The sequence below is a fragment of the Kitasatospora sp. MBT66 genome (genome assembly GCF_000710405.2).
GTDB classification, from domain to species: Bacteria; Actinomycetota; Actinomycetes; order Streptomycetales; family Streptomycetaceae; genus Kitasatospora; species Kitasatospora purpeofusca.
In genome coordinates, this window is record NZ_JAIY01000014.1 from 134,873 (window position 1) to 149,627 (window position 14,755).

Annotated in this window: 12 protein-coding genes; 5 read left to right on the forward strand and 7 right to left on the reverse strand. The window is 74.1% G+C overall.

What is annotated here, in order from left to right:
* Positions 1–53: 53 nt before the first annotated feature.
* Together BI06_RS35080 and BI06_RS35085 are read right to left on the reverse strand one after the other, a co-directional pair.
* Positions 54–395 carry a hypothetical protein gene (locus tag BI06_RS35080; RefSeq protein WP_043475086.1) on the reverse strand — a complete coding sequence of 114 codons (342 nt, stop codon included), beginning with the start codon at positions 393–395 and terminating at the stop codon, positions 54–56.
* 127 nt (positions 396–522) lie between these two features.
* Positions 523–1,326: an alpha/beta hydrolase gene (locus tag BI06_RS35085; RefSeq protein ID WP_030394111.1), complete on the reverse strand. Its 804-nt coding sequence runs from the start codon at positions 1,324–1,326 to the stop codon at positions 523–525.
* A gap of 99 nt (positions 1,327–1,425) precedes the next feature.
* On the opposite strand from BI06_RS35085, the gene BI06_RS35090 reads away from it, so the two are divergent.
* From BI06_RS35090 to BI06_RS35100, 3 genes are read left to right on the forward strand one after another with little or no spacing between them, the layout of a single operon-like run.
* Entirely contained in the window at positions 1,426–2,103 is a 678-nt protein-coding gene (locus tag BI06_RS35090; RefSeq protein ID WP_107113470.1) for a phosphopantetheine-binding protein, read from the forward strand.
* Position 2,104: 1 nt separating this feature from the next.
* The gene (locus BI06_RS35095) at positions 2,105–3,490 is read left to right on the forward strand and encodes an AMP-binding protein (RefSeq protein ID WP_051742614.1); all 1,386 of its coding nucleotides are present in this window, start codon (positions 2,105–2,107) and stop codon (positions 3,488–3,490) included.
* Positions 3,480–5,024, forward strand: a complete 1,545-nt coding sequence (locus BI06_RS35100) for a carboxylesterase/lipase family protein (protein WP_051742615.1) — start codon at positions 3,480–3,482, stop codon at positions 5,022–5,024. Before BI06_RS35095 ends, BI06_RS35100 begins: the two co-directional genes overlap by 11 nt.
* Positions 5,025–5,103: 79 nt before the next feature.
* Here the strand turns inward: BI06_RS35100 and BI06_RS35105 are convergent, their stop codons facing one another.
* Complete coding sequence (locus tag BI06_RS35105) at positions 5,104–5,841, reverse strand: SDR family oxidoreductase (protein WP_043475091.1); 738 nt, start codon at positions 5,839–5,841, stop codon at positions 5,104–5,106.
* Positions 5,842–6,015: 174 nt separating this feature from the next.
* Between BI06_RS35105 and BI06_RS35110 the strand changes: the two genes are divergently transcribed.
* On the forward strand, positions 6,016–6,591 hold the full coding sequence (locus BI06_RS35110) for a TetR/AcrR family transcriptional regulator (protein WP_043475094.1): 576 nt from the start codon (positions 6,016–6,018) through the stop codon (positions 6,589–6,591).
* 109 nt (positions 6,592–6,700) lie between these two features.
* Here BI06_RS35110 and BI06_RS35115 read toward each other — a convergent pair whose 3' ends face one another.
* Positions 6,701–7,861 carry an iron-containing alcohol dehydrogenase gene (locus BI06_RS35115; protein ID WP_030394105.1) on the reverse strand — a complete coding sequence of 387 codons (1,161 nt, stop codon included), beginning with the start codon at positions 7,859–7,861 and terminating at the stop codon, positions 6,701–6,703.
* A 134-nt stretch (positions 7,862–7,995) separates the two neighbouring features.
* On the opposite strand from BI06_RS35115, the gene BI06_RS35120 reads away from it, so the two are divergent.
* Positions 7,996–8,982, forward strand: coding sequence for a LysR family transcriptional regulator (locus BI06_RS35120; protein WP_082558911.1), 987 nt, complete (start codon positions 7,996–7,998; stop codon positions 8,980–8,982).
* Positions 8,983–9,068: 86 nt separating this feature from the next.
* Here BI06_RS35120 and BI06_RS48765 read toward each other — a convergent pair whose 3' ends face one another.
* From BI06_RS48765 to BI06_RS35135, 3 genes are all read right to left on the reverse strand, one after another.
* Complete coding sequence (locus BI06_RS48765; RefSeq protein ID WP_063795084.1) at positions 9,069–12,785, reverse strand: hypothetical protein; 3,717 nt, start codon at positions 12,783–12,785, stop codon at positions 9,069–9,071.
* A gap of 184 nt (positions 12,786–12,969) precedes the next feature.
* Positions 12,970–13,419, reverse strand: coding sequence for a peptidase inhibitor family I36 protein (locus BI06_RS35130; RefSeq protein WP_030394102.1), 450 nt, complete (start codon positions 13,417–13,419; stop codon positions 12,970–12,972).
* 199 nt (positions 13,420–13,618) lie between these two features.
* The coding region (locus tag BI06_RS35135) for an agmatine deiminase family protein (RefSeq protein ID WP_063795085.1) at positions 13,619–14,755 on the reverse strand (1,137 nt) is incomplete at its 5' end.

A 14,755-nucleotide genomic window follows, 5' to 3' on the forward strand; every position in this document is an offset into this window, starting at 1 on the left:
TTGCGTTCTGCCGAAAGCGGTTCCGAACGCCGAACAAGGGGTATTCCGGTGCGTCAGCCGTTGTAGGAGCCGACGGTGGCGTCGTTCAGGGCGTTGATGGCGTCGTCCCCGGCGACCTGGTTGCCGTCGCCGACGATGACCGTTCCGTAGTTGCCGCCGGCCGCCTGGGCGGCGTCGACGGCGGTGCCGCCCACTCCGCTCGAACCGTTGTGGGAGCCGACGGTGGCGTCGTGGCCGGCGTCGATGATGTCGTATCCGGCGACCTGGTTGCCGTCGCCGACGATGACGGTCCCGTGGTTGCCACCGGAGACGACCTCGGCGCTCGCCGCGGTCGGGACGGCGGCGAGGCCGAGGACGGCGAGCAGTGCCAGGGTTCGGCCGATCTGACGGTTCATGAGGGTTCTCCGCTTCTGTCCGACAATGCTTCTTTTCGGTGCAAAGGTGACAGTAGGTGCGGAACCCGGCGACGGAGGGTGATGGTCCGCCGCCCGTGGCGTGTCGGCGGTCGGCGCCGGCGGTCGGTCAGCCGTCGGGCAGCAGGGTACTCAGGAACCGGGCCGCGGCCGGTAGCAGGGCGAAGCCGTTGTGGGCGATGCCGGGGACGACTTCCACGGTGGCCGGGACTCCCCGCTCCAGGAGGTGCCGGTGCAGTGCGAGGGCCTGGTCGAGCCGGGTGTGGTGCGGGGGCCTGCGCAGCGGCCGGGTGTCCAGCGCGCCCACGGTCACATGCACCGGCACGGGTGGATCCAGCGGCACCGAGGACGGAAGCGGTGCCTGCAGAGGGTGCGTGACGCCGAACTTCTCGGCCACGTCCGCGATTCCGGCGGGCCAGGGCAGCGCCGGGTCGAGTCGGGTGATCGAGCCCGGGGCGCCGACCGACACCCCGACCAGCCGCGCCGGGTGCAGGTACGAGAAGCGGAGGGCGAACAGACCGCCGCCGGAGTAGCCGTGCAGCAGGAAGCGGTCCGCGCGCACCGGCCACCGGGCGGCGGCCTCCTCGACCATCCGCAGCAGCACCAGGTCGAACCGGACGTCGCGGCGGCGCAGTCGCTTGTAGCTCAGCACGTCCTCCGGTTCGGGGACGCCGACGGGGAACAGCGGCGCGAGGACCACGCACCCGTGGGCGTCCGCGAAGTCCGTGAGCGCGTCCCGGTAGCGCTCGGCGGTGCGACGGTCCCCGTGCACGACGACCAGCAGTGGTCGGGGCCCGGCCGGGGCCCGGGGCGGTACGTACAGGCAGTAGGAGAACCGGGGGTCCGCCCGGCAGGCGAGGAACGGGGTCCGGCGGAGCTCGAGTCGCTGGGTGTGGCGGACGGCGAGGCTCATCGGACCTCCGGGATCGGTGACGGCACCCGACATCCTGGTGGCTGGGCCGGGGGAGCGGGCTACCCGGCCGACCGGGATCACCCATTGGGGTGAGGAAATATGACTGGCCGTCAGCAGCTGTGCAGACTGGTGGCCGACAAGCCGGAGACCAGGGACTGGAGCGTCATGGGTGGGGTAGTCGAGAAGCCGGTCCAGGTACCGGCGCCAGCACCGGCACCAACTGCGGCACCGACGCCGACGGTGGTGGTCGAGCGGGCGCTCGCGGCCCACCCGGGTGTGCTGGACGCTGCGGTGGCGCCGTCCGGCGACGGGGTCGGCGTCCTGGTGGTGCTCGACGAGATGTCCACGGCGCTGGAGGTCCGCGAGGACCTGCGCGCCTCGCTGCTCGCGGCCGGGCTGGAGGCCGAGCCCGCGGTGCTGCCGGTCGTCCGGCTCCCCGTGCCGCCGCTCGGGACCTTCGAGGAACTCGTGGCCGAGGTGGCGGAGGCGGCCGCGTCGGGCGTCGCGGAGGTGTCCCGCTACGAGGCGCCGAGCGCCGGGCCGGAGGCGGACCTGGCGGGCCGGCTCGCCGGGTTCCTCGGTCTGCCGCGCGTCGGCGCCCTGGACGACTTCGTCGAGCTGGGCGGGGACTCGCTGGTCGCGGTGGCCTTCCTGCACGCGGTCCAGGAGGCGTACGCCGTACCGCTGGGCGTGGTCGAGCTGTTCACCGCCGGTACCGTCCGGGGGATCGCCCGGCTGCTGGCCGCCCGGCCCGCGGCGGCCCCGCGGGTGGCGTGACGTGCACTCGCTCCGGCTCGCGGCGGCGCCCGCGCTGTTGGACGGTGTCGAGGCCGTGCCCGCCTCGACCGTCGCCGCCGGCCTGGCGGCGGTCGGGCGCGGTCTCGCCGGGCCGGACAAGGCGCTGGTCGCGATCCTGACCGGGCGCGGCCCGGCCGGCCTGCTGGTCTACCTGGGGGCCCTCGACCTCGGCCACGCCGTCCTGGTGAAGGAGCGTCCCGACCTCCCCACCCGGGACGCCCTGCTCGCCGCCTACCGACCCGAGTTCGCGCTCGACGCGGGTGACGAGCCCGTCCCGGCGGGGTACCGGCCCGTCGGGGAGCTGTGCGGGGCCCGGCTGCTCGGCCGGACGGAGGCCGCCGGGAGCGCGATCCACCCCGAGCTGGCCGCGCTGATCACCACCTCGGGTTCGCTGGGCCGCCCCAAGGCCGTCCGGCTGTCGTACGCGAACCTGGCGGCCAACGCCGGGGCGGTCGCGGCCGCGCTGGGCCTCGGGCCGCAGGACGTCGGGATCACCTCGCTCCCGTTCGACTACAGCTTCGGCCTGTCCGTGGTGAACTCCCACCTGGTGGCCGGCGCGCCGCTGGTGATCTCCCGGCTCAGCCCGACCGCGCGCCGGTTCTGGCAGCTCGCCGCCCGGACGGGTGTGACCGACCTGGGGGCGGTCCCGCTCACCTACCGGCTGCTGCACAGCACCGGCTGGCGGCCGGACGCGTTCCCCGCGCTGCGGCTCGCCTGCCAGGCCGGCGGCCCGCTGGAACCGGCCCTGGTCGAGCACTTCGGGCGGTTGATGGCCGGGCACGGCGGCGGCTTCTGCCCGATGTACGGGGCGACCGAGGCCACGGCGCGGATGTGCTGCCTCCACCCGGACGAGCTCTTCGAGCACCTCGGTTCGGTCGGGCGGCCGGTGCCGGGTGGGCGGATCCGGCTGGAGGGCACCGACGCGGACGGCGTCGGCGAGATCGTCTACGAGGGGCCCAACGTCATGCTGGGCTACGCCTCCGGCCGGGCCGACCTGGCCGAGGGCCGCAGCGTGCCCGAGGTGCTGCACACCGGCGACCTCGGGCGGCTGGAGCGCGGCATGCTCTACGTCCTGGGCCGCAAGGACCGGCAGCTGAAGCTGTTCGGCAAGCGGGTCCTCCCGGACGAGATCGAGCGGCGGCTGGCGGCGGTCGGCCCGGCCGCGGTGGTGCCGACGGCGGCCGACAGCGCCGTGGTGTTCGTCGAGGGCCGCAGCGAGCCGTTCCGGAACGCGTGGCTGAACGTGCTGCGCGAGCTCGGACTGCCCGCCGAGTGCCTGGTGCTGCGCGCGACGCCGGGTCTGCCGCGCACCGGCTCGGGCAAGGTCGACCTCGGCCGGCTGCGGGAGTTGGCCGATGCGCGCTGAGGGGGTCGCCGGGGCACCGGTGGTGGAGACCGGCTCGGGCCGGGTGCGCGGGGTGGCGGCGGACGGGGTGGTGGCCTTCCTCGGGGTGCCGTACGCCGCGGGCACCGGGGGCGGGGCACGGTTCCGGCCGCCCCGGCCGCACCCGGGCTGGGCGGGGGTGCGGGAGGCGGACTCGTACGGTCCGGCCTGCCCGCAGCGGCCGCTGGCCGAGGCGTTCGGGGCGCGTCCGGCGGTGGTCCCGCTGCTGCCGCTGTTCGGCATTCCGGCCGAGGCGGGCGCGCAGGGCGAGGACTGCCTGGTGCTGAACATCTGGACGCCGGGTGTCCGGCCCCCGGCGGCCCGGCCGGTACTGGTCTGGCTGCACGGCGGTACGGACTTCGGCGCGGGCGACTGGCCGAGGTTCGACGGGGCCGCGCTCGCCCGGGCGGGCGGCCTGGTGGTGGTGACGGTCAACCATCGCCTCGGCGTGCTCGGCCATCTGGACCTGTCCTGGACCGGCCGTCCCGAGTACGCCGCCTCCGGGCGGGCCGGGCTGCTGGACCTGCGGGCGGCGCTGGACTGGTTGCGCGACAACGTGGCGGCGTTCGGCGGCGACCCGGCGAACCTGACCCTGGCGGGAGGTTCGCGCGGCGCCTCCCGGGTGGCCGCCCTGCTGTCCGCGGGCGCGTCCGAACCGCCGTTCCGGCGTGCCGTCCTGAGCAGTCCGCCACCGCCCCGCCCGGCGGCCGCGAGGACGCCGGCGGAGGCGGCCGGGGCCGTGCTGCGGCTGCTGGGCGTCCCGGCGGACCGGCCGGAGCTGCTGGCCGCCCGGCCGGTGGGCCAACTGCTCGACGCCCAGGCGGTGTTGCGGGCCCGGGACCGGTTCGCGTTCCAGCCCTCGGCGGACGGCGGCCCGGTCGAGGAGCGGTGCTACGCGGACCTGGCGGCCGGCGCGGCCCCGGGTGTCCCGCTGCTGATCGGCAGCGCCCTGCACGAGACCACCCGGACCATCGACGCCGACCGGGCGTCCTGGGAGGGTCTGGGCGAGGCCGGGTTCGCCCGCCGCTGCTCGCGGATCGCCCGGCAGGACGTCAGCGGGCTGATCGCCGAGTACCGGCGCGAGCGGCCGCGCGACCCGGCGCGGCGGATCGCGGTCGCGGTCACCACCGACGCGCTGTACCGCTTCCCGGCCCTGGACCTGGCCTCGGCCCGGAGCGCCAACGCCACCGCCCCGACGTACGCGTACGTCTTCGCGGGCGGCACCGGCAGCCACGGCGAGGACGTCCTGTTCTTCTTCGACAACCTGCGCCACGCGGCCCTGGTGTCGCGGAACCCGGCCAATGCCGCGCTGGCCCGGGCGGCCAGTACGGCCTGGATCACCTACTGCCACGACGGGTACCCCGAGGTCCCCGGTGTCGGACCCTGGCCCGCCTACACCGAGGACCGGCGGGAGACCCTGGTGCTCGGCACCCCCACCCGCTCGGTCGCGGACCCCTTCGCCGCCCGCCGCGCCGCCTGGGCCGCCGCCCGCCGAGTGGCCGAGCCGGTCGGGTAGGCAGTCGGGTAGGCGGTCGGGTAGGCGGGCGGCTCCGGTCCCGTCGGGTCGTCGGACGCTGGACGGGCCGGCGGCAAGGTCACGCCTGCGCGGTCGGCCGGACCACGATCTCGCCGACGTCGATCCCCTCCGGCTGCTCGATCGCGTACGCGACGGCCGAGGCGACGGCGGACGGCGGCATGGCGATCTCGTCGCGCTGCCGGACCATCGCGGCCGCGACCTCCGGGCCGGCGCCCTTGCCGATGCCCTCGGTGTGGGTGAAGCCGGGGGAGACCAGGGTGACGCGCAGGTCGGGGCCCGACTCCTGGCGCAGCCCCTCGGTGAGGACCTTCACCGCCGTCTTGGTGGCCGCGTAGACGCCCTGCGGCGATTTGACGGTGTAGGCGGCGGTGGATCCGATGGTGACGAAGTGGCCGGAGCGCTGGCGGCGGAAGAGCGGGAGGGCGGCCGCGATGCCGTTGAGGAAGCCGGTGACGTGGGTCGCGACCATCGCGTCCCAGTCGTCCTGGCGCAGGTCGTCGAAGGGCGAGACGGCCATCGTGCCCGCGTTGGAGACGAGCACGTCCAGCCGGCCGAAGCGTTCGACGGCGGTCCCGGTGAGGCGGCGGAGGTCCTCGCGGCGGGTGACGTCGACCAGGACGCCGGTGGCCGTGCCGCCCTGCGCCGTGATGCGGTCCACGACCGCGTTCAGCCGGTCCTCCCGGCGGGCGCCGAGGACGAGCCGGGCGCCCCGTTCGGCGAGACGGACCGCGGTCGCCTCGCCGATGCCGCTGCTGGCGCCCGTGATCGCGACGACCTTGCCCCGGATTCCCGACATGGCCGGCCTCCCTTTCCTGGGTGTGCGCCGGTGGTGGGCCGACGTAGAGTGAAAGCGGGGACGCCCCCGTTTTCCCGAAGGTTAAGTGGGGACGTCCCCGCTTGGCAATCCGGCCGGTGGTCCGGGACGGGACGACGACAGGACAAGGACAGGACAAGGAAGGGACGGGCAACGGTGACCGAGGACGGAGCAGGGCGGCCGCTGCGGGCCGACGCGCGGCGCAACCGGGAGAAGATCCTGGCCGCCGCCGTACGGGTGTTCACGACGCAGGGGCTGGACGCGCACCTGGACCGCGTCGCCAAGGAGGCGGGCGTGGGCAGCGCGACCCTGTACCGCAACTTCCCCACCAGGGAGGCCCTGGTGGAGGCGGTCTACCGGGACGAGGTGGCCCGGCTGTGCGCGGCGGCGCCCGCGCTGCTCGCCGAGCAGCCGCCGATGGAGGCACTGCGGGCGTGGACGCGGCTGTTCCTCGACTACGTCACGACCAAGTACGGCATGATCGACGCGCTGCGCGCCATCGCCGCGACCGGGGAGAGCCCCTACGGCCACAGCCGGGAGCTGGTCCGGGCCGCCGTCGCCACCCTGATGGAGGCCTGCGCGGCGGCAGGGGCGATCCGTACCGACATCGGCCCCGCCGACCTCGCCGCCGCCCTCGAAGGCATCGCCCTCACCTCGGCGGGCGCCGACCGCCGGCCGCAGGCCGAGCGGTTGCTCGACCTCACCCTGGACGGCCTCGCGGTGCGGCCGTGAGTCCGTGCCGGCCTTCTCCGGTGCCGGGTGCCCGGTGCCCGTGGCGGGGCACCGGGCACCCGGCACCGTCCTCCCACGCGCCCGCCTGGGGACGGGAACCGGCCCCGGCTCACGCGTAGACGCGGGCGTACAGCTCCTCGATCTGGGCGGCGGTGGGGACGGCCGGGTTGTTGGCGGGGGAGCCGGAGGCCAGGGCCTGTTCGGCCATCAGCGGGGTGAGCCCGGTCCAGGCGGCGTGGTCGATGCCGTAGCTGCGGGGGGTGGGGACGTCCAGGTCGTGGCAGAGGGTGTGCAGGGCGTCGACGAGCGCGGCCGAGGCCGAGGCCGCGGGGTCGGCGGTGCTCGCCACGCCCAGGGCGCGGGCGCAGTCGGCGTAGCGCTCGGGCGCGGCGTGCACGGAGAAGGCGGTCACCGCCGGGAACAGCATGGCGTTCGACAGGCCGTGGGCGACGTGGAAGTGGGCGCCGATCGGACGGCTCATGCCGTGCACCAGGGCGACGCTGGAGTTGGAGAACGCGATGCCGGCCTGGGTCGCGGCGAGCATCATCGCCTCCCGGGCCTCGGCGTCCGACCCGTCCGCGTAGGCGCGGCGCAGATGGCGGCCGATGGTGGCGATCGCGGTCAGCGCCAGACCGTCGGTGAAGGGGCCGGACTTGCGGCTGACGTAGGCCTCGACGGCGTGGGTGAGCGCGTCGACGCCGGTGTCGGCGGTCAGCCGGGGCGGCATCGAGAGCGTCAGCTCCATGTCGACGACGGCGGCGATCGGCAGGAACGCCGGGCCCAGGCACATCATCTTCTCGTCGGTGGCGCTGTCGGTGATGACGGTGACCTGGGTCGCCTCCGAGCCGCTGCCGGCGGTGGTGGGGACGGCGATCACCGGGAGGGCCGGGCCGAGGTTGACGTGCGGCGCCTTGTAGTCGCGCATCCCGCCGCCCTGTACGCCCAGCAGGGCGAGGGCCTTGGCGGTGTCCATCGGGCTGCCGCCGCCGAAGCCGATCACCGAGTCCGCCCCGTGCGCGCGCAGGGCCTCCAGGCCGGGGACGAGGGAGTCGGTGGTCGGGTCGGGCACGGTGCCATCGAACAGCGCGGGGTGGAGCCCCGAGCCGCGCAGGATCCCCAGCAGGCGCTCGGCGGCGCCGGTGCCGGCCAGGAACGCGTCCGTGACCAGGAGCGGGCGCCGCAGGCCGAGACCCGCGACGACGGCGCCCAGTTCCTCGGCCGCGCCGCGGCCGATGCGCAGGATCCGGGGCAGGGACAGACTGGCAACCACGGGCAACCCCTCGGCGGTGGAAGGACGGTGGCCCCCGGCACGGGCGGGCCGGTCCGACTCTGCCGTGCGGACGGTGTGCGTTCAACCGCCAATCGCGCAGAGGGGGTGTGCGGAAATGCAGATAGGCTGCCCCGATGCGCCCCCGTCCCGGCTCCCGCCCCCGCCCGGAACTCCCGGAACCGGCGGCGGAGCGCCCCGGCGGGCCCGATCCGCGCGAGCTGCGCGCGGACGACCTGCGCCACCTGCTCGCCGTCGCCCGCACCGGGCGCCTGGTGAGCGCCGCCGACGCGCTGGGCGTGGACCACACCACGGTGTCCCGCCGGATCACCGCGCTGGAGCGGAGCCTCGGCGTGCGGCTGATGGAACGCGGCACGGAGGGCTGGGTGCTGACGGACGCGGGCCGGGCGGTCGCCGAGAACGCCCGCACCATCGAGGACGCCCTGGTCCGGGTCGTGGACGCGGTGTCCGGCCAGGATCCGCCGTCCCTGCACGGCACCGTCCGGGTGAGCGCCCCGGACGGCTTCGGCACCCTCTTCGCCACTCCGGCACTGGCCCGGGTGCGCCGCCGCCACCCCCGGCTCCAGGTCGAACTCATCACGGCGACACGGGAGTTGCCGCTGCGCCCGGCGGGCTTCGACCTCGCCCTGACGATCGGCCGGCCGCCCCGGAGCCGACTGGTGACCGAGCACCTCACCGACTACGCCCTCGGCCTGTACGCCGGTGACGAGTACCTCGCCCGGTGCGGGGCGCCGGCCGCGGTGGCCGAACTGCGGGACCACCCGCTGGTCTTCTACATCGAGTCGATGCTCCAGGTCGGCGATCTCGACATCGAACACCATCTGCCGGGTTGCACACCGGCGTTCTCCTCCACCAATGTCTTCGCCCAGGTGGAGGCCACCCGGCTGGGCACCGGCGTCGGCGTGCTCCCGGCCTTCCTCGCCGATCGGGCCGGACTGCGGCGGCTGCTGCCCGGGGAGGTCGACATCCGGCTCCCGATCACCCTGGCCGTACGCCGCGAGGCCGTCACCCACCCCGCCGTCCGGGCCGTCCGCGACGCCCTGCACCACGAGGTCGCCGAACGCGCTGCCGAACTGCTCCCGCCGCCCACGCCCGACCGGTAGCCCCCTGGCACCGCGAACGCGGACGGCGGCCGCGGCACCCGGGGGAACCGGGTACCGCGGCCGCCGTGGTGGTCAGGCCCGGGTCGTTACTGGCTCACCTGGCGGAAGAGCCAGTGGAGGCGGGCGGTGCCGGCTCCGGGGCGGGTGACGGTGACGGTGTCGACCGTCGTGCTCCGGGTCAGGTCGAGGTGTTCGTAGGGGCTGGAGAAGTTGGACAGCAGGGTCCCGTTCGGGCCGTCGGCGGTCCTGCACCACAGGTAGCCCCCGTCATTGGGCCGGAAGGCGCCCATGGTGACGTAGTTGCCGTTCTGCGGGTCCCCGGGGCTGGCCGCCGTGGAGTTGACGTACTGTCCGGCGTAGATCAGGTACTGGCAGTTGGAGGAACTCCCGCTCGGCCCCGCCGAGACGGTGCTGAACTGCTGGTTGTTCCCGTGCGAGTCCGGCGCCAGGTACACCGGGTAGGGCGCCGTCTCCAGGTCGTCCACGGCGAGCGCCGGAGCCGAACCGCCGGCGTCGGTGGCGACGATCTCGGTGAGGTTGGTGCCCTCCTGGACGTCCTGGAGGAACCAGCGCTGGTTGGCCGAGCCGTTCCAGTCCCGGGCCACGATGCCCAGGCCCGGGCCGAGGTCGGTCAGGTACTGCCGGGTGACGCGGTTGACCAGGGTGTAGGTGCCGTCGCCCTGGTCGGCCGCTGCCCAGAGCTGGTCCAGCGCCGCGTTCGGCCACAGCACCGTCCGCGCGTCGCGGGCGCCGCCCTCCTGGCCCAGGTAGCGCCCGGCGAAGGGTGCGTGCGGGTGGAACAGCCGGAAGAAGCCCGGGTGTTCGGGGTCGTCGGTCAGGCTGAACACCTGGGAGGCGGAGTTCCGCCGGTTGAGCGGTTGGTCGTTGACGGCGTGGTCGGTCGCACTGGTGGGGCCGGCCACGTTGGTGGTGGCGGCGTTGCGCAGGAAGACCTGGTTCGGCCGGGCCGGTTCGGTCACCTCGGCGGGCACCGGGTCCGGCAGGCCGGCGAGCGTGTAGATGACGGGGTAGTGGTCGGCCGAGTCGAGGCCCGGCCGGTCGATCCCGGTGACGGTGCCCTGCGGCTGGGCGGTGGGCAGCACCGCGTAGTCGAGCGTCCTGCGGGTGTTGGCGGCGATCCGGTCGACCGGGTGGGTGGGCAGGGTGCTGGCCTGGACGGTGAACGTGTCGCCGACCGCCGTCTGGAGGTTGTCGGGAGCGCGGTTGTAGTCGCCCAGGGCGATCCAGGGCAGGCCGGTCGGGGTCATCTGGTCCCGGATGATGTTCAGCAGCTGGGGATCGTCGCTGCCGGAACTCCCCGAGCTGCCGTGCAGCGAGAAGTAGACGAAGCCGTCGACGTTGACGCCGAGCGCGGGCCGCGAGTCCCAGTTGTTGGCGATGACGGCCTCGCGGGTGGTGAAGACGCCGTCCGCCGGGACCCGGGTGCGGCTGTACACGGCCAGGTTGACCCGGCCCCACTGGTTGTTGCTGGTGTCGGTGCGCAGCCAGTAGAGGTACCCCGCCGGCCGGCTCGCGCCGCCGAGCCGGTACTCCCGGACCGGGATGGTGAAGCCGAGGTTGTCGACGTACCGGGTGTTGGCGGTGTGGATCTCCTGGAGGAAGGTCGCGCCGCCGGGCGGGGCACCGGCCTCCTGGAGGGCGATGACGTCGGCCCGGCCGGCCAGCGCGCTGGTGCCGTAGAGGCGGGGGAGGTCGTTGCTGTACCGGCTGCCGTTGTCCTCGGGGGTCTGCGATCCCTGCATGTTCCAGGTGGCGACGCGGCGGCTGTGGTTGTCGCGCGGGTCGAGCCCGCCGGTGTCCCGCAGGAACAGCGACGGCCGCTTGCCGACGTCGGTGGGGACGACACCCTGGCCGGCGTAGTCGAGGGTTTCCCGGCCGCCCCAGTCGGGGATGGCCTGGCCGCCCTGGGCGAGCGGCTGGAACCGGCTCGGCGCGCCGTTGGCGGAGCCGAACTGGTAGGCGGTGCCGCTCCCGGTGCCGTAGGGCGCGTACGGCAGGTAGGCGCCGCCGGGGGTGGTCTGCTTGACCATGGAGTTGTTGTAGAAGACGTTCTGCGGGCCGGAGGAGCCGGACCACTTGACCGCCTTGGGGCCGGCCGCCCACCAGATCGGGTACCACGTCCCCTCGTCGATCTCGCCGCCCTCGCCGCCGCAGTTGGTCTCGCAGCTGCCGGAGCGGTGCTCGTAGGGGACCCGCAGGGTGTTCTGCTCGAACAGGTTGTTGTGCTCCCACCCGCCGTGCAGGTTGAGGTCGGAGTCGAGGTCGTTGCGGAAGGCGACGTTGCCGCTGGCCGACCACTGGAAGGTGAAGTGGCGCAGGTTGCGGCTGAGGTTGTAGGCGTAGAGGGAGTCCCAGACCCGGCTGCCGCGCAGGTAGCCGTTGCCGCCCTTGCCCTTGTTCCAGGCGCCGTCGAAGCTGTTGCGCTCGATCTGGAGGTTGCGGGCGTCCTCGGTGACGATCGGGTGCGAGCCGGTCATCTCGGCCTTCAGCCCGCGCGCCCAGTCGTTGGCGGCCCACTTGAAGACGATGCCGTGCATCGCGTACTCGGGCGCCATGTTGCCGTAGTTGTGCGCGGCCTGGGCGGGGGTCGGGCTGTAGCTGCCGCCGCCGAGCTTGGGCAGGCCGGTCATGTCCTGGGTGAAGGCGAAGTTCTCGAAGCCGACGCCCTGGACCACCTTCAGCGGGGTGACCTTGCTGGGGTACGGCTTGTCGCCGAGCGCGGTGGAGCCGTCCGAGGTGGAGTCGACCGGGAGGTCCCACTCCAGCGGGCGGTCCAGGGTGACCGTCCGCGCGGCGGTGTCGATCGCGGTGAGCCGGAACATCTGCTGCCGCATGTGGAGGTTGTCCATCTGGCTGCGGTCGGAGACCCCCTGCTGCTCGTAGAACTTGACGCTGTTGGCCGCGCCGACCCAGACGTAGCCGCCGAGGGCGAACTTCTTCATGTCGGCCTTGGCGTCCAGCTGCACCAGGTTCTGGCCCTGCCGGGCCGCCCAGCCGGGGTCGGCGGCCTGTGCGCCGACCTTGATGCCGGAGGCCCAGTGCTGGTTGACGCTTCCCTCGAAGATGTCCTTGCGGTTCGCCGGGGCGGCCGCCCAGTCGTCCTGGTAGCGCTCGGCGATATCACGGGTCTGGACCCGGAACAGCCCTCGGCCGGGCCAGATCCAGCCGCCGGTGCCGACGTCGCTGCCGCTGCCCGCCTTCATGCTGTCCTGGTCCCAGCGGCCGTTGACCAGGGTGTCGTAGCGGGTGTTGAGGTCGGGCCGGAACACCAGGCGGGTGCCGCCGTCGCCGGATCCCTGGCCGCGCAGCACCAGGTAGTCGGCGTCGGCGTAGATCTGCCGGGAGAGGTCGATCCGGCCGGCCGGCAGCGAGATCAGCGAGAGCCGGTCGAAGTTGGCGCCCGGCGAGCAGGCGGACTTGATGTCGTCGATCGCGCGCTGGAGGCCGGTGGTGTCGTCGACGCCGTCGTTCGGCCGCACCGCGTACTGGGAGGCCAGCCGGTCCGGGGTGATCCGGCAGGCGGGGTCGTCGGTCAGGCTGCCGTCGTCGGGCAGCGGCAGGCCGCCCCGGTACCCGGCCCGGGACCAGTCCGGCATGCCGGGGGGCGGGCCGGTCCGGTTGGCGTAGCTCAGGTCCGGGCCCTCCGCTCCGGGACCGGCCGTGACGGCGGCCACCGGGGCGGCCCCGGCCGACGGGGCGAGGACGGTGCCGGAGAGGGCGGGCAGGGTGAGGGAGAGCAGCAGGCCGGAGAGCAGCGCGGCCGCCGGTCGTAGGCGTTTCATCGGATCTCGTTCCGTGTCGTGGTGGTGTTCCCGGCCCGGGGAGAGGAGCCGGGAGACCGCACCGGAACGCCCCCGGCACCGTGCGGGAGCCGGGGGCGTCGGGGCGAACGGCGTCGGCGTGAACGGCGTCGGCGTGAACGGCGTCGGCGTGAACGGCGCCGAAGCGCCGGGGGCGCCGGGCCCGTTACGGGCAGTAGAACCGAAGGCCGGAGATCCGGTCGTTGTTGTAGTACGTGCTGGTGCCGGCGTTGTAGTCGCCCTTGGTGCCCCAGCTCCACGAGGACGCGAAGTCGATCTGGGAGGGGTGCAGCTCGCCGTAGGCGTCGTCCCAGAACTCGATCTGGCACTGGGAGTTGTTGATCCAGGACGAGACCTGGTCGTTGGCGAGGTCGCCGTTGAGGAAGTGGACCTTGGTGAGGCGGACGATCTCGTAGCTGCCGCCGGCCGGAGGGGGTACGACGATCGCCTTGGAGCCCAGGCCGCCGCCGTTCTGGTACAGGCAGAGCGCCCAGGCCGGGCAGCCGTCGTAGGGGGGATTGGCCGCGGAGGCCGGGGTCGCCGTGAGCAGCATGACCGCCCCGGCGACCGCGCCCGCGACGACGGTGGCAGCCGACTTGAACGATTTCAGGGCCACGGTGGAACTCGCTTTCCAGGACCGCCCGGGTGCTGGCCCCGGGCTGGTTGACAGTGCACATCGGCGGCGGACCCCGTGGTGGGGCCCGCCGCACGATCAGACTGCGGGAGTGGGAAGCGTGGGCGCATCAGTCATCTGACTGCATGACGTGTCTGTGCAGGTCGGTCCGGGTCGGTGTCGGGTCGGACCGGGCGGCAGGTCAGCCGACGGCGGGGATGTCGTGGGTGGCGCAGTGGATGCCGCCACCGCCGCCGGCGATGGTGTCGATCTGGAGCGGGACGATCTCGCGGCCGGGGAAGTACTCCCGGAAGACGTCGTGGGCGTGGTCGTCGGCCCGGGGGTCGCCGAACAGCGGCAGGTAGACGCCCTTGTTGCCGAGGTAGAAGTTCATGTAGGAGGAGACGAAGGCGTCGCCGCGCCCGGTGATCTTGTCGGGGTCGGGCTGCTGGAGTTCGACGACCTTGAGCCGGGCGCCGGTGGCGTCGGTGGCCCCGTCGAGGACGGAGCGGGCCTGGTCGGCGGAGCGGGACCAGACGTCCGGCGGGGTGCCAGGGAAGGACCGGTCGAGCAGGACGACACCGGGGGCGGCGAAGCGGACCAGGCAGTCCACGTGGGCGTCGGTGATGTCCTTGCCCTTGACCCCGGCCAGCCAGATGACCTTGGTGACGCCGAGCAGCTGCTTGAGCTCGGCCTCGACCTGGTCGCGGCTCAGCCCGGGGTTGCGGTTGTCGTTGACGATCGAGCTCTCGGTGATGAGGAGGGTGCCCCGGCCGTCGCTCTCGAAGGAGCCGCCCTCGGCGACCAGCCGGGTCTCCACGCGCTCGATCCCGTACTTGGCCAGGACGCCCCGGGCCACCTTGGCGTCGTTGCCGTGCTGCTGCTTGCGGCCCCAGCCGTTGAAGTTGAAGTCGACGCCCTTGACCTTGCCGCCCTCCTCGACGAACACCGGCACGGTGTCCCGCGCCCACAGGTCGTCGACCGGGACGGTGAGCAGTTCGACGTCGGAACCGCAGGCGTTGCGGGCCGAGGACTCCTGGCCGGGCCGGACCAGCAGGACCACCGGCTCGCGCTCGCCGACGGCCCGCGCCACCTCGGCGATGTCCTTGCGGACGGCGGCGAGGTGCTCGCCCCAGACGTCCTCGGAGGCGGGCCAGGACATCATGGTCCGCTCGTGCTTCTCCCACTCGGCGCCTAGCCGGCGGCCTGCTCCGGGGGTGCCCCCGGGAGCGCCTCCGGCCGGCCCGGAGGCGGTGGGGGAGGAGGGCTCGGCCGGGTCGATCAGGTCGTCCACGGCGGCGCAGCCGGACGCGCCGAGCGCGATCAGGCCGGCGCCGGC